This window comes from Roseateles sp. So40a, from assembly GCF_048081605.1.
Classification (GTDB): Bacteria; Pseudomonadota; Gammaproteobacteria; order Burkholderiales; family Burkholderiaceae_C; genus Roseateles.
This window is the reverse complement of the sequence record NZ_CP182288.1, coordinates 406,732-428,449: the sequence shown is the minus strand read 5'-3', so window position 1 is coordinate 428,449 and position 21,718 is coordinate 406,732. Positions and strand designations below refer to the sequence as shown.

Annotated in this window: 28 protein-coding genes; 3 read left to right on the top strand and 25 right to left on the bottom strand. The window is 69.2% G+C overall.

Annotated features, from left to right (window positions below; translation table 11 throughout):
• Window positions 1-65: 65 nt before the first annotated feature.
• The 7 genes from ACNI65_RS01930 to ACNI65_RS01900 form a co-directional block, all read right to left on the bottom strand.
• Window positions 66-938 (bottom strand): ribose-phosphate diphosphokinase, encoded by an 873-nt coding sequence (locus ACNI65_RS01930; RefSeq protein WP_416760863.1) that lies wholly within the window; start codon window positions 936-938, stop codon window positions 66-68.
• A 68-nt stretch (window positions 939-1,006) separates the two neighbouring features.
• On the bottom strand, window positions 1,007-1,756 hold the full coding sequence (locus ACNI65_RS01925) for a lysophospholipid acyltransferase family protein (protein ID WP_416760862.1): 750 nt from the start codon (window positions 1,754-1,756) through the stop codon (window positions 1,007-1,009).
• A complete protein-coding gene (locus ACNI65_RS01920) occupies window positions 1,756-3,081 on the bottom strand; it encodes a dihydroorotase (RefSeq protein ID WP_416760861.1) in 1,326 nt (441 codons plus the stop codon). Before ACNI65_RS01920 ends, ACNI65_RS01925 begins: the two co-directional genes overlap by 1 nt.
• Entirely contained in the window at window positions 3,078-4,040 is a 963-nt protein-coding gene (locus ACNI65_RS01915; protein WP_416760860.1) for an aspartate carbamoyltransferase catalytic subunit, read from the bottom strand. Before ACNI65_RS01915 ends, ACNI65_RS01920 begins: the two co-directional genes overlap by 4 nt.
• A 4-nt stretch (window positions 4,041-4,044) precedes the next feature.
• Window positions 4,045-4,545 (bottom strand): bifunctional pyr operon transcriptional regulator/uracil phosphoribosyltransferase PyrR, encoded by a 501-nt coding sequence (gene pyrR, locus ACNI65_RS01910; RefSeq protein WP_416760859.1) that lies wholly within the window; start codon window positions 4,543-4,545, stop codon window positions 4,045-4,047.
• A complete protein-coding gene (gene ruvX / locus ACNI65_RS01905) occupies window positions 4,542-4,955 on the bottom strand; it encodes a Holliday junction resolvase RuvX (RefSeq protein ID WP_416760858.1) in 414 nt (137 codons plus the stop codon). The genes pyrR and ruvX overlap by 4 nt, the downstream gene beginning before the upstream one ends.
• 14 nt (window positions 4,956-4,969) lie before the next feature.
• Window positions 4,970-5,548 carry a YqgE/AlgH family protein gene (locus tag ACNI65_RS01900; RefSeq protein ID WP_416760857.1) on the bottom strand — a complete coding sequence of 193 codons (579 nt, stop codon included), beginning with the start codon at window positions 5,546-5,548 and terminating at the stop codon, window positions 4,970-4,972.
• A 35-nt stretch (window positions 5,549-5,583) separates the two neighbouring features.
• Here ACNI65_RS01900 and ACNI65_RS01895 point away from each other — a divergent pair, with 35 nt between their 5' ends.
• Genes ACNI65_RS01895 through ACNI65_RS01885 form a run of 3 tightly spaced genes read left to right on the top strand, consistent with a single transcriptional unit; the run spans window position 5,584 to window position 8,386 of the window.
• Window positions 5,584-7,044, top strand: coding sequence for a cryptochrome/photolyase family protein (locus ACNI65_RS01895; protein ID WP_416760856.1), 1,461 nt, complete (start codon window positions 5,584-5,586; stop codon window positions 7,042-7,044).
• Window positions 7,045-7,061: 17 nt separating this feature from the next.
• Window positions 7,062-7,856: an adenosylcobinamide-GDP ribazoletransferase gene (locus ACNI65_RS01890; RefSeq protein WP_416760855.1), complete on the top strand. Its 795-nt coding sequence runs from the start codon at window positions 7,062-7,064 to the stop codon at window positions 7,854-7,856.
• Window positions 7,856-8,386 carry a histidine phosphatase family protein gene (locus tag ACNI65_RS01885; RefSeq protein WP_416760854.1) on the top strand — a complete coding sequence of 177 codons (531 nt, stop codon included), beginning with the start codon at window positions 7,856-7,858 and terminating at the stop codon, window positions 8,384-8,386. The genes ACNI65_RS01890 and ACNI65_RS01885 overlap by 1 nt, the downstream gene beginning before the upstream one ends.
• On the opposite strand, the gene ACNI65_RS01880 is transcribed toward ACNI65_RS01885, so the two are convergent.
• The 18 genes from ACNI65_RS01880 to ACNI65_RS01795 form a co-directional block, all read right to left on the bottom strand.
• Entirely contained in the window at window positions 8,362-8,598 is a 237-nt protein-coding gene (locus ACNI65_RS01880) for a hypothetical protein (RefSeq protein ID WP_416760853.1), read from the bottom strand. The genes ACNI65_RS01885 and ACNI65_RS01880 overlap by 25 nt on opposite strands.
• Window positions 8,599-8,826: 228 nt before the next feature.
• Window positions 8,827-9,330: a Panacea domain-containing protein gene (locus tag ACNI65_RS01875; RefSeq protein ID WP_416760852.1), complete on the bottom strand. Its 504-nt coding sequence runs from the start codon at window positions 9,328-9,330 to the stop codon at window positions 8,827-8,829.
• Between the two features lie 128 nt (window positions 9,331-9,458).
• Window positions 9,459-9,713 (bottom strand): YfhL family 4Fe-4S dicluster ferredoxin, encoded by a 255-nt coding sequence (locus ACNI65_RS01870; RefSeq protein WP_416760851.1) that lies wholly within the window; start codon window positions 9,711-9,713, stop codon window positions 9,459-9,461.
• A 122-nt stretch (window positions 9,714-9,835) separates the two neighbouring features.
• On the bottom strand, window positions 9,836-10,345 hold the full coding sequence (coaD, locus tag ACNI65_RS01865; RefSeq protein WP_416760850.1) for a pantetheine-phosphate adenylyltransferase: 510 nt from the start codon (window positions 10,343-10,345) through the stop codon (window positions 9,836-9,838).
• 9 nt (window positions 10,346-10,354) lie between these two features.
• Window positions 10,355-10,996: a 16S rRNA (guanine(966)-N(2))-methyltransferase RsmD gene (gene rsmD / locus ACNI65_RS01860; protein ID WP_416760849.1), complete on the bottom strand. Its 642-nt coding sequence runs from the start codon at window positions 10,994-10,996 to the stop codon at window positions 10,355-10,357.
• Window positions 10,993-11,763 carry an imidazole glycerol phosphate synthase subunit HisF gene (gene hisF / locus ACNI65_RS01855; RefSeq protein ID WP_416760848.1) on the bottom strand — a complete coding sequence of 257 codons (771 nt, stop codon included), beginning with the start codon at window positions 11,761-11,763 and terminating at the stop codon, window positions 10,993-10,995. The genes rsmD and hisF overlap by 4 nt, the downstream gene beginning before the upstream one ends.
• A gap of 3 nt (window positions 11,764-11,766) precedes the next feature.
• On the bottom strand, window positions 11,767-12,510 hold the full coding sequence (gene hisA / locus ACNI65_RS01850) for a 1-(5-phosphoribosyl)-5-[(5-phosphoribosylamino)methylideneamino]imidazole-4-carboxamide isomerase (RefSeq protein WP_416760847.1): 744 nt from the start codon (window positions 12,508-12,510) through the stop codon (window positions 11,767-11,769).
• Window positions 12,511-12,561: 51 nt separating this feature from the next.
• Window positions 12,562-13,215 carry an imidazole glycerol phosphate synthase subunit HisH gene (gene hisH / locus ACNI65_RS01845; protein ID WP_416760846.1) on the bottom strand — a complete coding sequence of 218 codons (654 nt, stop codon included), beginning with the start codon at window positions 13,213-13,215 and terminating at the stop codon, window positions 12,562-12,564.
• Window positions 13,212-13,808 (bottom strand): imidazoleglycerol-phosphate dehydratase HisB, encoded by a 597-nt coding sequence (hisB, locus tag ACNI65_RS01840; RefSeq protein WP_416760845.1) that lies wholly within the window; start codon window positions 13,806-13,808, stop codon window positions 13,212-13,214. The genes hisH and hisB overlap by 4 nt, the downstream gene beginning before the upstream one ends.
• A gap of 51 nt (window positions 13,809-13,859) precedes the next feature.
• The gene (hisC, locus tag ACNI65_RS01835; protein WP_416760844.1) at window positions 13,860-14,993 is read right to left on the bottom strand and encodes a histidinol-phosphate transaminase; all 1,134 of its coding nucleotides are present in this window, start codon (window positions 14,991-14,993) and stop codon (window positions 13,860-13,862) included.
• Window positions 14,990-15,508, bottom strand: a complete 519-nt coding sequence (locus ACNI65_RS01830) for a PIN domain-containing protein (protein ID WP_416760843.1) — start codon at window positions 15,506-15,508, stop codon at window positions 14,990-14,992. The genes hisC and ACNI65_RS01830 overlap by 4 nt, the downstream gene beginning before the upstream one ends.
• Window positions 15,505-15,723: a CopG family transcriptional regulator gene (locus tag ACNI65_RS01825; RefSeq protein WP_416760842.1), complete on the bottom strand. Its 219-nt coding sequence runs from the start codon at window positions 15,721-15,723 to the stop codon at window positions 15,505-15,507. Before ACNI65_RS01825 ends, ACNI65_RS01830 begins: the two co-directional genes overlap by 4 nt.
• Before the next feature lie 62 nt (window positions 15,724-15,785).
• Window positions 15,786-17,336, bottom strand: a complete 1,551-nt coding sequence (locus tag ACNI65_RS01820) for a methyl-accepting chemotaxis protein (RefSeq protein WP_416760841.1) — start codon at window positions 17,334-17,336, stop codon at window positions 15,786-15,788.
• Window positions 17,337-17,503: 167 nt separating this feature from the next.
• Window positions 17,504-18,814 carry a histidinol dehydrogenase gene (gene hisD / locus ACNI65_RS01815; RefSeq protein ID WP_416760840.1) on the bottom strand — a complete coding sequence of 437 codons (1,311 nt, stop codon included), beginning with the start codon at window positions 18,812-18,814 and terminating at the stop codon, window positions 17,504-17,506.
• Between the two features lie 13 nt (window positions 18,815-18,827).
• On the bottom strand, window positions 18,828-19,481 hold the full coding sequence (gene hisG, locus ACNI65_RS01810) for an ATP phosphoribosyltransferase (protein ID WP_416760839.1): 654 nt from the start codon (window positions 19,479-19,481) through the stop codon (window positions 18,828-18,830).
• A 117-nt stretch (window positions 19,482-19,598) separates the two neighbouring features.
• Window positions 19,599-19,865 carry a BolA family protein gene (locus ACNI65_RS01805; protein WP_416760838.1) on the bottom strand — a complete coding sequence of 89 codons (267 nt, stop codon included), beginning with the start codon at window positions 19,863-19,865 and terminating at the stop codon, window positions 19,599-19,601.
• Window positions 19,866-19,962: 97 nt separating this feature from the next.
• On the bottom strand, window positions 19,963-20,745 hold the full coding sequence (locus tag ACNI65_RS01800) for an ABC transporter permease (protein WP_416760837.1): 783 nt from the start codon (window positions 20,743-20,745) through the stop codon (window positions 19,963-19,965).
• Entirely contained in the window at window positions 20,742-21,698 is a 957-nt protein-coding gene (locus tag ACNI65_RS01795; RefSeq protein ID WP_416760836.1) for an ABC transporter ATP-binding protein, read from the bottom strand. Before ACNI65_RS01795 ends, ACNI65_RS01800 begins: the two co-directional genes overlap by 4 nt.
• Between the last annotated feature and the right edge of the window lie 20 nt (window positions 21,699-21,718).

Genomic DNA, 21,718 nt, shown 5'->3' with positions numbered 1-21,718 from the left:
TCGCGCCCTGAAAGCAGAAAGCCCGGCGATGCCGGGCTTTTTTTGTTGGGCGCGTGGGCCTGGGCCTACTTCCTCCGCAGCGCCGTCGCCAGCAGCTCGGCCACGCAGACCGCGTTGGTCTCATGGGGCACGGCGTTGCTGCTCCAGATGTGACGCACGCCCGCCTCGCGCAGCGCCGGCAAGGCATCGCCGTTGAACAGCGCATGCGTCACCGCCACATCCACGCTCGCCGCGCCGCGGTCCAGCGCCTCGCGCGCGGCGCCGATCAGCGTGCGCCCCGTCGACGCCATGTCGTCCAGCAGCACGACCGCCTTGCCGCGCACGTCCAGCTCCGGGAACGCCAGCTTCACCTGCGTGTCGCCGAAGCGCACCTTGCGTCCGACCGCATGCTCGAGCTTGGCGGACCGCGCCGCCTCGGCCACCCATTGGCCGGATTCCTCATCCGGACCGACCAGCACCGCCCCGGGCACCTGCGCCGCGATGAACCGGCCCAGCAAGGCCGCCGCCGACAAGGCCACGCCCCGCCCCGGCGGCATCACCTCATCCAGGCTCGCGATCCGGTGCAGGTGAGGATCCACCGTCACCACCCGGTCGAACTGCGTCGACAACAAGGCCGCGATGTGCCGCTGGCTCACCGCCTCGCCGGGCGTGAATTCCATGTCCTGCCGCATGTACGCCAGATAGGGCGCCACCAGCATCAGCTGTCTCACGCCCCAGCCGCGCGCCGCCGGAGCGGCGATCAGCAGCTCCACCAGCCGGTCATTGGGCTGATGCTGCATGCCGCGCAGCACGATCACGTCCGCCGGCAAGGGCTTGGGCAGCACCACGCGCATCTCCCCATCCGGGAAGCGATGCCTCGTGACCACGCCCATCGGGCGGCCCAACTCCCTGGCCAAACGCGTGGCCAGGTCCTGTTCATCATCGAAGCACAGCAGCATCGCGGGATCCTCGCACCAAACCGGGCCCCCAGGGCATCCGGCATTCCCGGTAGCGGGCGATGAGCGCGCTACGGCCGAGGCAGCGCCTCATTCATGCGCGCGGCCAGGGCCTCCGCCAGGTGACGGCGGTCCAGGCCTTCCGTGGGCATCGCCGGCAGCGATCTCACCTCGACGGCCAGATCCCGTGCCGTCAGGATGCGCCACAGGCTCTCGAAGAGCGTCATCTGGCCGATGTACTGCGCCGCCTCGCTGTACGGCGTCCCGGGCTGATGCCATCTCAGCACCACCGGTTGCAAGGCCGTGTGCGTGCTGATCGCGGCTTGCAGCAGATTGCCGTGCAAGGGCAGCAGCGGGTAGCCGCCGCCGGTCGTGCCTTCAGGGAACACCGCCACGGTCTCGCCCCTGGCCAGGGCCTCGGCCGTCTTGTGCACGACGCGCAGCGCGTCGCGCTTGCTCGCGCGCTCGATGTACAGCGTGCCCACCGCCGTCGCGAGCGCTCCCACGATCGGCCAGGTCGCGATGTCGGCCTTGGAGACGAACCTCGCCTCCGGCATCACCGCGTGGATCGCGGCGATGTCCAGCCACGACACGTGATTCGCCGTGATCAGGCGCGGTGTCGGGGTCTGATCGCCCGGCGCCTCCAGCCGCACGCCCAGCAAGCGCAGCAGCTTGCGCGACCACCAGCCGACCAGCTGCGTGCGCCGCGACGGCTCGAAGCCCGACCACCGCAGTTGCACCAGATAGACCCCATGCGCGATGTGCGCGAGCATCCGCGCCGCCCGCCACGCGCCGACCAGGACGCCGACCCGCGCGGACATCAGGCGCGCTCGACGTCGGTGACGTGCGATTCGAACGCGACCGTGCCCGCCACCAGCGTGTAGCAGACCCGGCCCGGCAGCTCGAAGCCGGTGAGGTCGAACGAGAACGGCGTGTGCTTGCCCTGGCTGACCAGCCGCTCGGGCGTGACCGCGCCGCTGGCCTCGGCGTCGAAGACGACCACGTCGCCCACCCCGCCCTCGACCAGCCGGCCCGCGCTCGCGGCCAGCGATCCCAGCGCCTGGCCCAGCACCTTCACCGGACGGCCGGTGATGGTGTCCAGTGTCCGCGCCAGCGACAGGCCTTCGTCCTGGCCCCAGCGCAGCGCCAGGCTCAGCAGCAGCTCCAGGCCGGTCGCGCCGGGCGTGGCCTCGGCGAAGGGCAGCGTCTTCTCATCGGCCGCGACCGGGTTGTGGTCGCTGACCAGCGCGTCGATCGTGCCGTCGGCCAGCGCCGCGCGCAGCGCGTCGCGGTCGCGCTGCTGACGCAGCGGCGGCGTGAGCCGCATCGACGAGTTGAAGTAGCCGATGTCCACGTCGCTCAGGTGCAGCGAGTTGATCGACACGTCCGCCGTCACCGGCAGCCCGTCCTTCTTGGCCTGACGGACCAGCTCGACGCCGGCCGCGCTGCTCAGGCGGCACAGGTGCACGCGGCAGCCGGTCACGCGCACCAGCTCCAGGATGGTGTGCAGCGCGATGGTCTCGGCGGCGACCGGCTCCCCAGAGAGGCCCAGCCGCGTCGCGACCGCGCCGCTGGCGGCGACGCCGCCGCTCAGCCACGGATCCTGCGGATGCAGCCACAGCGTGTAGCCGAAGCTGGCCGCGTACTGCATCGCGCGCTGCACCGTCAACGTGTTGCGGATGGGCACATGCGCCTGCGAGAAGCCCACGCAGCCGGACTCGGTCAGCTCGGCCATCTCGGTGAGCGCCTCGCCGGCCAGGCCGCGCGTGAGCGCACCCAGCGGGAACAGCCGGCAGCGGCTGAGCTTGCGGGCGCGGAACTTCAGCATCTCGACGAGGCCGGGCTCATCCAGCGTGGGATCGGTGTCCGGCGGGCAGACCAGGCTGGTCACGCCGCCTGCCGCGGCCGCGGCGAGCTCGCTCTCGAGCATGCCTTCATGCTCATGGCCGGGTTCGCGCAGGCGCGCGGCCAGGTCCACCAGACCCGGCGCGACCACCAGCCCGGTGGCGTCGATGACGCGGTCGGCGTTGAAGTCGCCCACCTCGCCCAGCCCGACGATGCGGCCCGAGGCGATGGCCAGGTCGCCGACGCGGTCCAGCCCCGAGGCGGGATCCAGCAGACGGCCGTTCTGAATCAGGATCTTCATGCTTCGTTCCCCGCCAGGATGGACATGACGGCCATGCGCACCGCGATGCCGAAGGTCACCTGCGGCAGGATCACGCTGTGCGCGCCGTCGGCGACGTTGGAGGCGATCTCCACGCCCCGGTTGATCGGGCCCGGATGCATCACGATCGCATCGGGCTTGGCCAGCGCGAGCTTCTCCGCCGTCAGGCCGAAACTCTTGAAGTACTCGCCCGTGCTGGGCAGCATCGCGCCGCTCATGCGCTCGTTCTGCAGGCGCAGCATGATGACGACGTCCGCGTCCTTCACGCCCTCGGCCATGTCGTGGCACACGCGCACGCCCATGTCCTTGAGGTCGCCCGGCACCAGCGTCTTCGGACCCACCGCGCGGATCTCGGGCACGCCCAGCGTCGTGAGCGCGTGGATGTCGCTGCGCGCCACCCGCGAATGCACGATGTCGCCGACGATCGCCACCGTCAGGTTGGTGAAGTCCTTCTTGTAGTGACGGATCGTGTACATGTCCAGCAGGCCCTGCGTCGGATGCGCATGGCGGCCGTCACCGGCGTTGACCACGTGGACGTGCGGCGCGCAGTGCTGCGCGATCAGATACGGCGCGCCCGACTCGCTGTGGCGGACGACGAACATGTCCGCGTGCATCGCCGACAGGTTGGCCACGGTGTCCAGCAGCGTCTCGCCCTTGGCCGCGCTCGAGCGCGCGATGTCCAGGTTGATGACGTCGGCCGAGAGGCGCTTGGCGGCGATCTCGAAGGTGGTGCGGGTGCGGGTGCTGTTCTCGAAGAACAGGTTGAACACCGACTTGCCGCGCAGCAGCGGCACCTTCTTGACCTCGCGGTCGTTGACTGAGAGGAAGGTGCCCGCCGTGTCCAGGATCTGGTGCAGCACGGCCTTGGGCAGGCCCTCGGTGGAGAGCAGATGGATCAGCTCGCCATGCTTGTTCAGTTGCGGGTTGCGTTTGCTCAGCATGGCGTCAGTCCTCCTTCACGTCGAAGCTGAATCGGCCGGAGGGATCCTTGGCCAGGCTCAGGCGCTGGCTGGGCTTGATCGCGACGCGCGCGGCCGAGAACACCGGCTCGATCGGCAGCTCGCGGCCGCCGCGGTCCACCAGCACGGCCAGCGTGACGCTGGCGGGCCGGCCGAAGTCGAAGAGCTCGTTGATCACCGCGCGCGTCGTGCGCCCGGTGTAGAGCACGTCGTCGATCAGCACGATGTGGCGGCCCTCGACCTCGAAGGGCAGCTTGGTGTGGTCCGCGCTCGCGTTCATGCCCTTGCTGCCGAAGTCGTCGCGATGCAGCGCGCTGGAGATCACGCCGTGCTGACCGGGCAGCTTCAGGTCCTGCTGGAGCCGTTCGGCCAGCCAGGCGCCGCCCGACCAGATGCCGACCAGCGCGCAGTCGGGTTGCAGCAGCCGCTGGACGCCGCGCACGAGGTCGGCGTAGAGCGCTTCCGCATCGAGGTGCAATGTGCTCATGGGTGTTCCCGGAAGAATTGTTCGAGGATCAATGCCGCGCTGGCGGCATCGAGGTCGCGCGCGCCCTGGGACTGGGCTTCCGCGCTGGTGTAGCGTTCGTCGACTTCCACGACCGGCAGCCGGTAGCGGCCGCGCAGCTGGCCCGCGAACTTGAGCGCGCGGGCGGTCATCTCATGCGGTGCGCCGTCGGGGTGCCGCGGCACGCCGATGACCAGCGCGTCGGGCTGCCATTCCTGGATCAGCGCCGCGATCGCGGCCCATCGGGCATCGCCCTGCTCGGTGATCGTGCGCAAGCCCCGCGCGCTGCCCAGCATCCGGTTGCCGGTGGCCACGCCCAGGCGCTTGGTACCGAAATCAAATCCGAGGGGGGCAACGAAGGAAGCGGGGGAAGCTGGGCTCATGGCGGTCATGGCGCTTCCGGGGGTCATGCGTGCCCGGCCTCCTGGCTGAGCATCCGCGGGTCGATGCCCAGCAGCGCGAGCGCCTTGTCGTAGCGCTCCTCGATGGGCGTGTCGAAGATGATGTCGGGCGCGGCATCGACGGTGATCCAGCCGTTGCGGCCGAGCTCTTCCTCGAGTTGACCGGCGGCCCAGCCGCTGTAGCCCAGCGTGACCAGCACGCGCTTGGGGCCGGCGCCGCTGGAGAGCGCCTCCAGCACGTCGCGGCTGGTGGTCATCTCCAGCCCGCCCGGCACGGCCAGCGTGGCGTTGTAGTGGTTGCCCTGCTCGTCCAGCGGCTCATGCAGCACGAAGCCGCGCTCGGTCTGCACCGGCCCGCCGAAGAACACCGGCCGCGCGGCCATGTCGACGTCGGCGAGCTCCAGCTCGACCTTCTCGAACAGGTTGCCCAGGGTCAGCGAGATCGGCTTGTTGATGACCAGGCCCAGCGCGCCCTTCTCGTTGTGCTCGCACAGGTAGACGACGGAGCCGGCAAAGGTCTCGTCCACCATGCCCGGCATGGCGATCAGGAACTGGTTGGTGAGGTCGATGCGTTCCTTGGACATAGGGGCGGATTCTATTTCACCGACACTCCGTCCCCATGAACGCCCTTGTCTGGTTCCGGCGCGATCTGCGCGCGGATGATCACGCTGCCCTGTATCACGCGCTCAAACGTCATGAGCGGGTCCATTGCGTCTTCGTGCTGGACACCGACATCCTGGCCCCCCTGCCGCGCGCGGACCGCCGAGTGGAATTCATCCTCGACGCGCTGCGGGTGCTGGACGCCGACCTGGCCGCGCTCGCGCCCGGCGCCGGCCTGATCGTGCGCCATGGCGCCGCGCGGGAGCAGATCCCGGCGCTGGCGGCGGAGCTGGGCGTCGATGCGCTCTACTTCAACCACGACGACGATCCCGACGCGCTGCGCCGAGACGCCGACGTCGGCCAGACGCTGCTGGCGCGCGGCGTGTCGGTGGAGAGCTTCAAGGACCACGTGGTCTTCGAGCGCTCGGAGATCCTTACCGGTGCGGGCAAGCCCTACGGCGTCTTCACGCCCTACAAGAACGCCTGGCTGCGCGAGATCAACCCCTTCTTCCTCAGCGCGTATCCCGTGGAGCGATACGCGGCGCACTTGGCCCGCGGTGCCGAGGTCGAGCGCCGCCGCGGCATCCCGTCACTCGCCGACATCGGCTTCGAGCCGGCCGGACTGAGCGCCGCGCTCGCGGGCGGCAGCGCGGGCGCGCGGCGGCTCTTCGACGAGTTCCTCTCGCGCATCGACCGCTACGGCGACACGCGCGACTTCCCCGCCGCCAAGGGCCCGAGCTACCTGAGCACGCACCTGCGTTTCGGCACGATCTCGATCCGGACGCTGGCGCGCGAGGCCTGGCGGCGAGGCCATGGAAAGACGCACAGCGCGGGCGCGCAGGTGTGGTTGTCCGAGCTGATCTGGCGCGACTTCTATCACCAGGTGCTGCATCACCATCCGCGCGTGGCCGAGCGCGCCTTCCGCCCCGAGTACGACCGCATCGCCTGGGCCGACGGACCCGACGCCGACGCGGACTTCGACGCCTGGTGCCAGGGCCGCACCGGTTACCCGCTGGTGGATGCGGCGATGCATCAGATCAACGAGACGGGCTACATGCACAACCGGCTGCGCATGGTCGTGGCGAGTTTCCTGATCAAGGACCTGGGCATCGATTGGCGCCGGGGCGAGGCCTATTTCGCCGAGAAGCTGATCGACTTCGACCTTGCCGCCAACAACGGCGGCTGGCAATGGGCCGCGTCCAGCGGTTGCGACGCGCAGCCCTACTTCCGGATCTTCAATCCGGTCAACCAGAGCGAGAAGTTCGACCCCGACGGCAAGTTCATCAAGCGCTATCTGCCGCAACTGGACAAGCTGCCGGCCAAGCTGATCCACGCACCGTGGCTGGCCAAGCCGGAGGTGCTGGCGGCCTGCGGCGTGGTGCTGGGCCGCGATTACCCCGAACCCATCGTCCGCCACGAGACCGCGCGGATGGCGACGATGTCGCGTTATGCCGTCGTGAAGGACCGCGGCTTCGAGTGAAGTCCCAAAAGAAAAACATGCATCAGCTCCGTCTCTTCTTCATCGCCCTGCAGTTCTTCACCCGTGTGCCGATCCCGGGATGGGTGGGATTCGAGTCGGCCTGGCTGCAGCAGTGCGCGCGCTACTTCCCGCTCGTGGGCGCGGTGGTGGGCGGCTTCTCCGCGCTGGTGCTGTGGGGCGCGCTGCAGGTCGTGCCGGCGACGGTGGCCGTCGGATTGGCGATGGCGGCCAGCGTCTGGCTGACCGGCGGCTTCCACGAGGATGGCCTGGCCGACAGCTGCGACGCGCTGGGCGGCGCGGTGTCGCGCGAGAAGGCGCTGACGATCATGAAGGACTCGCGCATCGGCAGCTACGGCGCGCTGGGCCTGATCCTGGTGCTGGGCCTGAAGGCGGCGGTGCTGCTGGGGCTGGCGGACATCGACCCGCTGCTGGCGGTGATCGCCACGGTGTGGGCGCATGTGGCCTCGCGCGCCGCGCCGGTCTGGCTGCTGCACGCGTTGCCCTACGCGGGGGACGCGGAGCACGCCAAGGCCAAGCCGCTGGCCACGCAGATCAGCGGGCCGGGCCTGACGATCGCGCTCGGGCTGGTGGTGCTCGCGACCGCGGTGATCGCGTGGGTCACGCCCGAGAACGTGCCGTTGATGCTGGGCGCGGTGGTGGTGGCGGCAGGGCTGACCTTGTATATGCAGTCGATGCTGGAGCGCCGGCTGCACGGCTACACGGGCGACACGCTCGGCGCCACGCAGCAGGTGGTGGAGCTGGGCGCGCTGCTCGCGTTCCTGGCGCTGGCACCGCTGTTCCCGGTGTCGTGATGACAGGCGGCGCCATCGCCGTTTGGCGCCATCCGAAACCGGACGGCGCGCGAGGCTTGTGCATGGGCGCGCGCTGCGACCTGCCGGTGGACCGCCGCCGGGCCAAGCGGCTCGCGCGTCGCATCCAGGCGCATGCGCGGCGGCATCGCCTGGCGCATGAGGTGTGGACCTCGCCGCTGCAGCGATGCGCCGATGTCGGCCGATGGCTGCGGCGCTGGGGCTGGCGACACCATGTGGACGCGACCTTGGCGGAACTCGACTTCGGCGCCTGGGACGGACGGCCTTGGGCGGCGATTCCGAAAGCGGAGATCGACGCGTGGGTCGCGGACTTCGCGCGCTTCGCACCGGCGGGCGGTGAGCCTTTGACCGCGCTGCTCACGCGCGCATCGCGCTGGTCAGGCGGCGCGCTCGTGGTGAGCCATGGCGGATGGATGCTCGCCCGCCGCTGGAGCCAGGAGCATCCCGACGCCCCACCCTCCGCCGACCAATGGCCCCGGCCTCCCGCCTACGGTGAGCGTTGGTCGCTGTGAGCGCTGGGCTCTGCGGCCGCAGTGGATGCAACGGCTGCAACGGGCGCCGTGACCTCGCAGCCCAGCGGCTTGGACAGCCGGACCTTGTAGTCGTTGAACTTGCTGGGTTGGGCGTTGTGGAGGGGGTCGAAGAGGACGATCTGGAAGATGGCCTCCTCATCGAAGAATCCAATCAGACGGCCCTCTGCCTTGGAAATGGCAATCTGGATCAACGCGAAGTCGCTCCCAAGCGGCCGATAGATGTCTTCCAGCCAATCCAGATCCTGAGGCGCAATCGGAACGCCTCGACCCTTCCAATCAATGTCGTGGAGACGAAGCGTCCCTTCACGAAGTCCCTGATCCCTCACCGGGGGTTCATTGGCGCCCTCGGCTGTTTCGCCGACAGATGGCCGGGCCGGGTGACACTCGGGAGGCCCGCGCCGGAACCCAGGCGGTGACGCTCAAGAGCGGGCTTCGGTGCGGCGGTCTTCATGCTCGACCCCTTGCTCTTCAATGAAGTACGCGCGCATCTCGCACTCGTCGAGTTCCCGCTCGCAGCGGTCCCCAAGCGCCAGGGGGCCTCGCGCCTTCAGGCAGGGGCGCTCTTGCCGTGTCATCCACATCAACTGGAAGGTCGGATAGATCGCGTAGTCGTTCAGCACTCGGTCGACATGCTGTCGCTCCTCGAAGCTCAGCACTTCAAAAGTAAAGGACGGACGCGCGTCCTTCGGCTCCACCACGCCATACAGCGATCGATCTGCGGAGAATCGCTCAAACAGCGGCTTGCAGATGGGCCCATGCACCCAGGCTTGAAATCGCTCCGGAAACAGCGGGCGATCGTGCAAGGCGAGGTGCCAGCCCTGCACGTAATAGAGCAACTTGTGCAAACGATGCACGCTGGGACGCTCGCCGGCCTCCCACAGCTTCACGATCAAGTAATCCGCCACATCATCGATGTCCGCCATCACGGCTCCTTCCGTTGAACCGATTCCGGCGCGTCTCACGACGCTCACTCGGCCACCGGAATCAGAAGGAGGCGATGGTGCGCCGCGGCGAACGGCGCTTCAATTGCCCATTCAAGTAGGCAACACAGTCAGGCGGACTGCTGCGTCAGCCGGATGTACTTCTGCATCAGCGTCTCGCGCGACTCGACATGCCCGGGATTCACCGGAATGCAGGCCACCGGACACAACATCACGCATTGCGGCTCGTCGAAATGCCCGACGCACTCGGTGCACTTGCCCGGCTCGATCTGGTAGTACTCCTCGCCCATCGAGATCGCCTGGTTCGGGCACTCGGGCTCGCACACATCACAGTTGATGCATTCGTCGGTAATCATCAGGGCCATACTGCGACCTCCCAGCGACCGACGAAGACGGCAAGCGCTTGCAAGCGCTCGCCGCGCTCGGCGGGGCAAGGCATGCCTTGCCTGTTTCCGCCTCTCGTGTCGGTAATCATCAACGCCATGGCTTACTGCTCCACGCGGTTCTTGGCGATGCGCTCTTCCAGCCGCTCGCGCACCAGCGGCGAGACGAACTTGGACACCTCTCCACCCAGCGTCGCGATCTCGCGCACGAAGGTCGACGAGATGAACTGGTAATGGTCCGACGGCGTCAGGAACACCGTCTCCACGTCCGGCATCAGTTGCCGGTTCATGCCGGCCATCTGGAATTCGTATTCGAAGTCGGACACCGCCCGCAGGCCGCGCACCACGACCTTGCCGCCGTTGTCCATGACGAAGTCACGCAGCAGGCCCTTGAACGCGACCACCTCGACATTGGGATACGCCGCCGTCAGCTGCCGCGCCATGTCCAGCCGCTCGTCCACGCTGAACATCGTCTTCTTGTGATGGCCGGCCGCCACCGCGAGCACCAGGCGCTCGAAGAGCCGGCTGGCGCGGCGCACGAGGTCCTCGTGTCCGAGCGTCATCGGATCGAAGGTGCCGGGATAAACGGCCGTCAGCAGCGTCTGGGAAGTCATGGGGGCGGATTATCCGCCGCGGCGCAACAAGCGGTAATGCACCGCCCCGGCACGCCCTTCCTTCCACACGGACAAGCCCAGCGCCGCGGGCGGCTCCACCGGCTCCGGTGATTCCAGGTAGATCAGCCCGCCCTCGGCCAGCAAGGGCGCCGCCGCCGTCAGCGCGGCCGCGAACAGGACCTGCGCGAACGGCGGATCCAGGAACACCAGGTCGAAGCTGCCCGGTGCCGCCCGCTGCATCCACGCGAGCGCGTCGGCGTTCGCGATCGTCATCGGCACCGTGTTGTCCTTGTCCAGGCGCTTGAGGTTGGCCCGCAGCGCCGTGGCCAGCCTGGCATCGCGCTCCAGCAGCACGACCTGCGCCGCGCCGCGCGACGCGGCCTCGAAGCCCAGCGCGCCACTGCCCGCGAAGGCATCCAGCACGCGCCAGCCGGCCAGGTCCTGACCCAGCCAGTTGAAGACCGTCTCGCGCACGCGATCCGGCGTCGGCCGCAGCCCCTCGCTGACGGGCACCGGCAGCTTGGAGCGCTTCCACACGCCGCCCACGATGCGGACCTCGCCGGGACCCGCGGCCTTGGGCGGCCGCGGCTTGACCGCGCCCTCGCCCACCGTGACGCGCGGACCGGGCCGGTTGCTGTGCCGGATCGTCATTGGCGGACCGGAATGCCCTGCGCCGCCATCAGCGCCTTGGCCTCGCCGACGGTGTACTCGCCGTAATGGAAGATGCTCGCGGCCAGCACCGCGTCGGCACCGCCCTGCGTGATGCCGTCGGCCAGGTCCTGCAGCGACCCGACACCGCCCGAGGCGATCACCGGCACGCTGACCGCGTCCGCGACCGCGCGCGTCAGCGCCAGGTCGAAGCCGCTCTTCGTGCCGTCGCGGTCCATGCTGGTCAGCAGGATCTCGCCCGCGCCCAGCTGCGCCATGCGCGTGGCCCACTCGACGGCGTCCAGGCCCGTGTTCTTGCGGCCGCCATGCGTGTACACATCCCAGCCGGCGCTGCCGTCGGCATTGGCCCGCCGCTTGGCGTCGATCGCGACCACGATGCACTGCGCGCCGTACTTGTCCGATGCCGCGCGGATCAGCTCGGGATCGGCGACCGCCGCCGAGTTGAAGCTGACCTTGTCCGCCCCCGCGTTCAGCAGCCGCCGCACGTCGGCCACCGAGCGGACGCCGCCGCCCACCGTCAGCGGGATGAAGACCTGCGACGCGACGCGCTCGATGATCGGCAGGATCAGGTCGCGGCCATCGCTGGTGGCGGTGATGTCGAGGAAGGTCAGTTCATCGGCGCCCTGCTCGTTGTAGCGCGCGGCGATTTCCACCGGGTCGCCCGCATCACGCAGCTCGACGAAGTTGACGCCCTTGACGACGCGACCGCCGGTCACGTCCAGGCACGGAATGATCCGCTTGGCCAGCACCGCTCAGCCCCCGTTCAGCTCGTCGGCACGACGCTGCGCGGCGGCCAGGTCGAGGTCGCCCGTGTAGATCGCGCGCCCGCAGATGACGCCCGAGACGCCTTCGGACTCGACCGCGCAGAGCTGCTCGATGTCGGCCATGTTGGACAGTCCGCCCGAGGCGATCACCGGGATCGACAAGGCCTGCGCGAGCTTCACCGTGGCGTCGATGTTGATGCCCGTGAGCATGCCGTCGCGGCCGATGTCCGTGTAGATGACGCCCTCGATGCCGTAGTCCTCGAACTTGCGGGCCAGGTCGATGACCTCGTGCCCGGTGAGCTTGCTCCAGCCGTCGGTGGCGACCTTGCCGTCCTTGGCGTCCAGGCCCACGATGATGTGGCCGCCGAAGGCCGACGCGGCGTCCTTCAGGAAACCGGGGTTCTTCACCGCGGCGGTGCCGATGATCACGTAGGACAGACCGTCGTCGAGGTAGCGCTCGATCGTGTCCAGGTCGCGGATGCCGCCGCCCAGCTGCACCGGGATGTCGTCACCGACCTCGCGCAGGATCGCCTTGATGGCGGCCTCGTTGACCGGCTTGCCGGCGAAGGCGCCGTTCAGGTCCACCAGATGCAGGCGTCTCGCGCCGGCATCGACCCATCGGCGGGCCATCTCGGCCGGATCCTCGCCGAAGGTCGTGGAGTCGTTCATGTCGCCTTGCTTGAGGCGGACGCACTTGCCGTCTTTCAGGTCGATCGCGGGAATCAGCAGCATGGACCGATGAGCTTGGGGTGGAGGAAGGGAAGGAGGAGGAAGACGCGCGCCTCAGGGCGACCAGTGCAGGAAATTGCGATACAGGGCGAGCCCGGACGCGGCACTTTTCTCGGGGTGGAATTGGGTGGCAAAAATGTTATCCCGCGCCACCGCGCAGGTAAAGCGCGTGCCGTAGTCGCTCTGGCCGGCGCTGTCGCGCGGGTCCGACGTCTCGGCGTAGAAGCTGTGCACGAAGTAGAACCAGCTCTCGTCCGCCACCTCGCCCCACACCGGATGCGCCCGCGTCTGGTGCACGCGGTTCCAGCCCATCTGCGGGACCTTGTAGCGGCTGCCGTCCGGCTGCAGCTGACCCTCGAGCCGGAAGCGCTTCACGCGTCCGGGGATCAGGCCCAGCCCCGGCGTGTCCTGCTCCTCGCTGTGGTCCAGCAGCATCTGCATGCCCACGCACACGCCCATCAGCGGCTTGCGGGCGGCCGCGTCGAGCACCGCTTCCTGCAGGCCGCTCTCGTGGAGCTCGCGCATGCAGTCGCGCATCGCGCCCTGGCCCGGCAGCACGACGCGCTCGGCGGCGTAGACCTCCTCGGGCCGCGCCGTGATGACGACGCGCACGCCCTGGTCCTGCGCCGCGGCCATCACCGCCTGCGACACCGAGCGCAGGTTGCCCATGCCGTAATCGACGACGGCCACGGTCCGCGGTGCGTTCACAGCGTCCCCTTGGTCGACGGGATGACCCCCGCCGAGCGCGGATCCAGCGTCATCGCCATGCGCAGCGCGCGGCCGAAGGCCTTGAACATCGTCTCGCACTGGTGGTGCGCGTTGTGGCCCTTGAGGTTGTCCACGTGCAGCGACACCAGCGCGTGATTCACGAAGCCCTGGAAGAACTCGTAGGTCAGCTGCGTGTCGAAGGCGCCGACGGATCCGGCGGTGAACTTCACCTCCATCGCCAGGCCCGGCCGGCCGGAGAAGTCCACCACCACGCGCGACAGCGCCTCGTCCAGCGGCACGTAGCTGTGGCCGTAGCGCGTGAGGCCCTTCTTGTCGCCGATGGCCTGCGCCACCGCCATGCCCAGCGTGATGCCGACGTCCTCGACGGTGTGGTGACCGTCGATGTGCAGGTCGCCCTTGGCCTCGATGTCGAGGTCGATCAGGCCGTGCCGGGCGATCTGGTCGAGCATGTGGTCGAAGAAGCCGATGCCGGTGTTCAGCGACGACTGCCCGGTGCCGTCGAGATTCACGCGCACGCGGATCTGCGTTTCCTTGGTGTCGCGGCGGACTTCGGCGATGCGTTCGGAGCTCATGGGGATTCCCAGGGGTTCAGGAAGGACGGAGTGAAAGGATTCAGTCTGACATCAGGCGGAAGGCACCGCGGCCAGCGCGGCCAAGGACGCCTCGAGCGCGCCCAGCATCGCGGCGTTCTCCTCGGCCGAGCCGACGGTCAGGCGCAGGCAGCGCGCCAGCAGCGGATGCATGCCCGAGACGTTCTTGACCAGCACGCCGCGCGCCTTCATGCCCGCATGCAGGCGGTCCGCGTCGGGCACGCGCACGAGGATCATGTTGCCCTCGCTCGGATACGCGTGCACGCCCGGCAGCCGCGCGAGCGCGGCCTGCAGCGCGGCACGCTCGTCGCGGAGCACCACGGCCTGGCGCTCGTAGACCTCGGCGTGCTCCAGCGCGAAGAGGCCGGCCTCGGCATTGAGCACGCTGACGTTGTAGGGTGGGCGCAGCTTGTCGATGTGGCCGATCAGCGCCGCGTCGCCCATCATGTAGCCGATGCGCACGCCGGCCAGGCCGAACTTGCTCATCGTGCGCATGATCAGCACCTGCGGATACCGCGCCATCAGCGCCATCGCATCGCGCGCGGCGAACGGCTGATAGGCCTCGTCCATGACGACCAGCCCCGGCGCGGCCTGGACGATGCGCTCGATGACGGCGGCGTCCCAGAGGTTGGCGGTCGGGTTGTTCGGATAGGCCAGGAAGACGATCGCCGGCTGATGCTCGGCGATCGCGGCGAGCATCGCGGCCTCGTCGAGCTCGAAGTCGGCCGTCAACGGCACGCCGACGAAGTCCAGGTGCTGGTACTTGGCCGACAGCGCGTACATGACGAAGCCCGGCACCGGCGCCAGCACGGCGACGCGTTCGCCCGGCCGGCACACCGCCATCGCCAGCAGCGAGATCAGCTCATCCGACCCGTTGCCCAGCATCAGGCCCTTGTCCGCGTCCAGCCCCGCGTGCGCGGCCAGCGCCTGGGCCAGGTCCTGCGTGCGCTCGCCGGGATAGCGGTTGATGGCCACCGCGCCGAGGCGCTCGCCGAGCGCGCGTTGCAGCTCCGCGGGCAGCCGGAACGGGTTCTCCATCGCGTCCAGCTTGATGAGGCCGGAAGACGGGTGCACCTGATAGGCCTGCATCGCGCGCACGTCGGCGCGCAGCACGCCCAGGGCGCGCTTCAGGGCGTGGTCCGGGGAGGCGTCAGTCTCGGCGGTCATGGGGCAAGCACCGGCGGGGAGGCGGTGTCCAAGGGGGTATCCAGGGGAGCATCCGCGGGCGACACACCCGCCGGCAGCACCCGCAGCGGATCGACGATCAGCACGCTGTCATACAGCTGGCCATGCGGCAGGGCCAGGCTCAGCAGCACCTCGCAGCCTTGCGCCTTGGCCGCGGCCACGATCAGCGCGTCGGCGTAGGGGAGCGCGAAGCGGCTCTCCAGCGACCAGGCCGATTCGACGGTCGCGTGGTCCGTGGACCACGGCGTCCAGCGCTGGTAGCGGCGCACCTCGGCGCGCGCGTCGCCATTGGGCATCGCGGGGGTGATGCGGGTCGTCACCGAGCGGTAGAACTCATTGAGCACCTGGCTGGACGTGCGGCCCAGGCGCTGCTGCCACAGCACGCGCAGCCACAGCATGGCCCGGGCGCGGCGCGCGGCATCGGCGCCGTCCTCGCTGAGCACCAGGACGGAGGTGTCGACGAAGACCGGTCCGGTCAGCTCGATCGGGGCGCTCACAGCAGCTCCCGGCCGGGATACGGCGCGCCGTCGGAGGACCAGGTGCGCTCGCGGTGCAACCAGTCCTGCAGCGCGCGCTCGTAGGCGTCGTCATGACGCATCTTCTCGGCGAGCAGCTCGCCCACCAGGCGCGAGACGCTCGTGTTGCGCCGCGCCGCCTCCAGCCTCGCCCACTCGGCGACGCTGTCTTCCATGGTGACGGTGACGTTCTTCATGAGGGCCGCAGAGTAACACGAAGTTCGTGTTCCACGAACTTCGTGTCCCGTGAAGCCCTGCTTCAGCCGTGGAGTCTGAACTGCGCGACCACGTGCTTCAGGCTGCCGGCCTGCTCGCGCAGCGACTCGGACGCGGCGGAGGATTCCTCCACGAGCGCCGCGTTCTGCTGGGTGACCTCGTCCAGGCGCTGCACGGCCTGGCCGACCTCCATCAGGCTGGTGCTCTGCTCCTGCGTGGCCGAGGAGATCTCCTGGATGATGTCCGTCACCCGCTGCACGGCGGCGACGATCTCGCGCATGGTCTCGCCCGCGTCGCTCACCAGCCTGGAGCCGACGTCCACCCGCTCGACGCTGGCGCCGATCAGGGTCTTGATCTCCTTGGCGGCCTCGGCGCTGCGTTGCGCCAGCGAGCGGACCTCGCTGGCCACGACCGCGAAGCCGCGGCCCTGCTCGCCCGCGCGGGCGGCTTCCACCGCCGCGTTCAGCGCCAGGATGTTGGTCTGGAAGGCGATGCCGTCGATGGTGCCGATGATGTCGGCGATCTTGCGCGACGACGCATTGATCTGGTCCATGGTGTTGACCACCTCGGACACCACCGCGCCGCCGCGATCGGCCACCTGGCTGGCGTTGAGCGCCAGCTGGCTCGCCTGGCGCGTCGAGTCCGCGTTCAGGCGCACGGTGTCGGTCAGCGCCTGCATCGTGGCGGAGGTCTCCTCCAGGCTGGAGGCCATCTGCTCGGTGCGCGCCGACAGATCGCTGCTGCCCGCGGCGACCTCGCCGCTGGACATGGCGATGCTCTCGGCGCTCTCCCGCACCGCGGACAGGGAGCGGCTCAACGCGCCCTGCATCGCCGAGAGCGCCTGCGCGAGCTGGCCCAGCTCGTCGCGGCGCGAGGTGTCGATGTCCACGGTCAGGTCGCCCTCGGCCACGCGGCTGGCCACGCCGACCATCTCGTTGAGCGGCCGCACGGTGCTGCGGGTCAGGTAGAAGGCCAGCACGCTGCCGGCCGCCAGCGCCGCGACGATCAGCACGATCATCGTCGTGAGCGCGGTCTTGTAGGCGGCGCGCGATTCGGTGACGCTCTCGTCCGCGCCGCGCGTGTTGACGTCCACGAGCTTCTGCATCGCCATGACCAGCGCGAAGAAGGCCTGCTGCGATTCGCCGTTGACGGTGGCCTGGTACTCGCCGCGGTTGCCGGCCTTGCGCGCGGTGATCAGCTTGTCCTGCACGGACAGGAAGGCGGCGTACTTGCTCTTGGCCTCCTTCCACGCGGCGTCCTCCTCCGGCGAGGACACCAGCGCGTCGTACTGCTTGGCCAGGTCGGGCAGGACCTTGTCGCGCAGGTTCTTGATGCGCTCCTGCTCCTGCTCGACCTCCAGGACCACGTCCTTCAGGCACATGGCCATCTCGGCCCGGCGCAGCTCATTGAGCTGGCCGCGGATCGCATTGGCCGCGTTGATCGAGGGGACCCAGTCCGAGCCCATCTCCTCGACGTTATTCTGGATCACCTGCATGCGGGTGATCGCCACGACCCCCACCAGCACCGTGGCCAGCAGCACCGCCGCGAAACCCAACGTGATGCGCACTCCGACGCGCAGATCCGAGACCTTCATGCTTCGACGTCCTGTGAGGAATGTGTTCGAAGCATGCTAGGCGTTTCGCACGAAAGGGCGAAACGCGAAACAGCGGCAAATGTGGCGCTTTATCCGCGACCCAGGGTTTGCCCGCCGTGCGGGCGTGAAATCTGCGCGGGCGGCGGGCGGCGGGACCGGGACGGGGGTCAGCGCTTCAGGCGGAACTCCGCGGCCTGCGCGTGCGCCTGCAGGCCCTCGCCATAGGCCAGCGTCGCGGCGATCGGGCCCAGCACCTGCGCGCCGGCCTCGCTGACCTCGATGAGGCTGGAGCGCTTCTGGAAGTCGTAGACGCCCAGCGGCGACGAGAACCGCGCCGTGCCCGAGGTGGGCAGCACGTGGTTGGGCCCGGCGCAGTAGTCGCCCAGCGACTCGCTGGTGTACGCGCCCAGGAAGATCGCACCGGCATGGCGCAGCAGCGGCTCCCAGCGATGCGGATCGGCGCTGGACACCTCCAGGTGCTCGGGCGCGATGCGGTTGCTGATCTCGCAGGCCTCGTCCATGGAGCGCGTGTGGATCAGCGCGCCGCGGCCCTCCAGCGACGCGCGGATCACGTCGCGGCGAGGCATGCCGGGCAGCAGACGCTCGATGGCCTCGCGCACCTGCGCGATGTAGCCGGCGTCCGGGCACAGCAGGATGCTCTGCGCGAGCTCGTCATGCTCGGCCTGGCTGAACAGGTCCATCGCGACCCAGTCGGGCGGGGTCGTGCCGTCGGCCAGCACGAGGATCTCGCTGGGCCCCGCGATCATGTCGATGCCGACCTGGCCGAAGACGTGTTTCTTGGCGCTGGCGACGTAGGCGTTGCCCGGGCCGGTGATCTTGTCCACGCGCGGCACGGTGGCGGTGCCGTAGGCCAGCGCGGCCACGGCCTGCGCGCCGCCGATCGTGAACGCGCGATGCACACCGGCCACGTAGGCCGCGGCCAGCACCAGCGGGTTCTTCTCGCCGCGCGGCGTGGGCACGACCATCACGATCTCCGGCACGCCGGCGACCTGCGCGGGAATCGCGTTCATCAGCACGCTGGACGGATAGGCGGCCTTGCCGCCGGGCACGTAGATGCCCACCCGGTCCAGCGGCGTGACCTTCTGGCCCAGCAGCGTGCCGTCCTCGTCGCGGTAGCTCCAGCTCTCGCCGCAGGCCTGCTTCTGGCGCTCGTGATAGCGGCGCACGCGCTCGGCGGCCTGCGTCAGCGCCTGCGACTGCGCGGCAGGCAGGCCGTCGAAGGCGGCTTTCAGCTCCTCGCGTGTCAGCTCCAGCGCGCCGAGCGACTCGGCCTGGAGATGGTCGAAGCGGGCGGTGTACTCGAGCACCGCGGCATCGCCGCGCGCGCGGACGTCGGCGAGGATCTCGGCGACGCGGGACTCGATGGCGGCGTCGGTCTCGGCGGACCAGTGCAGCACGCGCTGGAACGCGGCGTCGAAATCGGCATCGGCCGTGCTCAGGGATCGCAGGTTCAGCATGGCGGGCTCCGGGTCAGGCAGCGGCGGCCGAGGAAGGGATGGCGGTGGCGATCGCGTCGATCAGCGGTTTCAGGGCCTCGCGCTTGAGCTTGAGCGCGGCCTGGTTGACCACGAGCCGCGAGGAGATGTCCATGATCCGTTCCACCTCGACGAGCCGGTTGGCCTTGAGCGTGCTGCCGGTGGAGACGAGGTCGACGATCGCGTCGGCGAGTCCGGTCAGCGGGGCCAGTTCCATCGAGCCGTAGAGCTTGATCAGGTCCACGTGCACGCCCTTGTCGGCGAAATGCTGGCGCGCGATGGCCGTGTACTTGGTGGCGACGCGCAGGCGCGAGCCCTGGCGCACGGCGTGGTCGTAGTCGAAGTCGTCGCGCACGGCCACGCTCATGCGGCACGCGGCGATGCGCAGGTCCAGCGGCTGGTACAGGCCCTGGCCGCCGTGCTCGATGAGCACGTCGCGGCCGGCCACGCCGAGGTCGGCGCCGCCGTACTCGACATAGGTGGGCACGTCGGTGGCGCGCACCAGCACGACGCGCACGTCGGCCTGGTTGGTCGGCAGGATCAGCTTGCGGGAGCTGTCCGGGTCCTCCAGCACGGAGATGCCGGCGGCTGCCAGCAGGGGCAGCGTTTCCTCGAAGATGCGGCCTTTGGAGAGTGCCAGCGTGATCATGCGGTGTCCTCGGTGAACGCGCGCTCCAAGCGGGGAGCGCTTCAGGCTGTTCAGCGGGACGGCAGCGGGTTCACCGGACGGCGCCACACCGCCACCCGCCTCGAAGCCGGGTGGCTTTCAGTGATGGTGATGCAGCGCGGCGCCCTGGGCCGCGTGTTCGGCGGGAGTCAGCGTCTTCATCGACAGCGCGTGGATCTGCTCGCGCATGCGATCGCCCAGGGCCGCGTACACGCGCTGGTGGCGCTTGATCCGGCTCAGGCCCTCGAACTCGGCCGACACGATGGTCGCGAAGAAATGACGCCCGTCGCCCTCCACCTGGAGCTCGCTGCAAGCGAGACCCTGGGCGATGTAGCTCTGGACTTCTGCGGGGGTCGGATCGGCCATGATGGGGCGGGATTCTACTCGGACGCCCTCGCCGCCCGCGGCGGCAGGGCTTCGCGGGTGGCGATGACGGGTTTCAGGGCGAGGTTTCAGGACAGGATCAGTGGCGGATCTTGTAGCCGCGGCGCAGCAGCTCCAGCGCCACGGCGGCGACCGCGGCGAAGGCGATCGCCACGACGCCCAGGCTGAGCCACGGCGAGGCGTCGCTGACGCCGAAGAAGCCATGGCGGAAGCCGTCGATCATGTAGAAGAACGGGTTCAGGTGGCTCACGCCCTGCCAGAACGCGGGCAGCGAGTGCACCGAATAGAACACGCCCGACAGGAAGGTCATCGGCATGACGATGAAGTTCTGGAAGGCGGCCATCTGGTCGAACTTCTCGGCCCACAGCCCGGCGATCAGGCCCAGCGAGCCCATCAGCCCGGCGCCCAGGATGGCGAAGGCCAGCACCCACAGCGGATTGGCCATGCCCGGGGGCGCGAACCACACGGTGGCGATAAACACACCCGCGCCGACCATCAGCCCGCGGATCACCGACGCGCCGACGTAGGCCAGGAACCAGGCCCAGTGCGACAGCGGCGTCACCAGCAGGAACACCAGGTTGCCGGTGATCTTGCTCTGGATCAGCGAGGAGGAACTGTTGGCGAAGGCGTTCTGCAGCACGCTCATCATCACCAGGCCCGGGATCAGGAAGCTGGTGTAGCCGACGCTGCCGTAGACCTTGACGTGGTCCTCCAGCACATGGCCGAAGACCAGCAGGTACAGCACGGCGGTCAGCACCGGGGCGCCGACGGTCTGGAAGCCGACCTTCCAGAAGCGCAGCACCTCCTTGTAGAAGAGCGGACGCGCGCCTTCGAGGCGGATGGGGAAATGGCTGGCGCTCATGCGCGGCCCCCTTGCATGATTTCCAGGAAGACGTCCTCGAGGTCGGCGCGGCCGATCTCCAGGTCCTCGATGGGCACGGCGGCCTCGCGCAGCGTGGCCAGGATGCGTTCCACCTCGGCGGCGTCGTGCGCGGTGAGCTGCACGATCCGGCCGGTGATGCGGGCGCGTTCGGCCAGCGCGAGCGGCAGCGCGGCGTCGGTCTTGAACTGCAGCATCGTCGAGGCGGTGCCCGCGAGCAGCTCCGAGGTGCGGTTCAGCGCGACGATCCGGCCCTGCTTGAGCATCGCGATGCGGTGGCACAGGGCCTCGGCCTCTTCCAGGTAATGCGTGGTGAGCAGGACGGTGTGACCTTCGCGATTCAGGCGCGCGATGAACTGCCACAGCGTCTGGCGCAGCTCGACGTCGACGCCGGCGGTGGGCTCGTCCAGCACGATGACCGGCGGGCGGTGCACCAGCGCCTGCGCGACGAGCACACGGCGCTTCATGCCGCCGGAGAGCTGACGCATGTTGTTGTGGGCCTTGTCGGAGAGGCCCAGGTTGTGCAGGAGCTCGTCGATCCAGTCGTCGTTGTTGCGCACGCCGAAGTAGCCGGACTGGATGCGCAGGGTCTCGCGCACGCTGAAGAACGGGTCGAAGACCAGTTCCTGGGGCACGATGCCGAGCTTCTTGCGGGCGTTGGCATAGTCGTCGACGACGTCGTGGCCGAGCACCGAGACATCACCGCCGCTGGCGCGGGAGAGGCCGGCGAGGATGCTGATGAGGCTGGTCTTGCCGGCGCCGTTGGGGCCGAGCAGACCGAAGAACTCACCGGGCTGGATGTCGAAGCTGACGCCGTCCAGCGCTCGGAACTGTCCGGCGCGGTAGGTCTTGCTGACGTTGTTGAAACGCAGGGCGGGCGGACCGCCGGCCGGCGCGGGCATGGCGGCCGGCTGTTGTGGGGGGCTTGCGGGCATGGGCGGCGATTGTAGGCAGG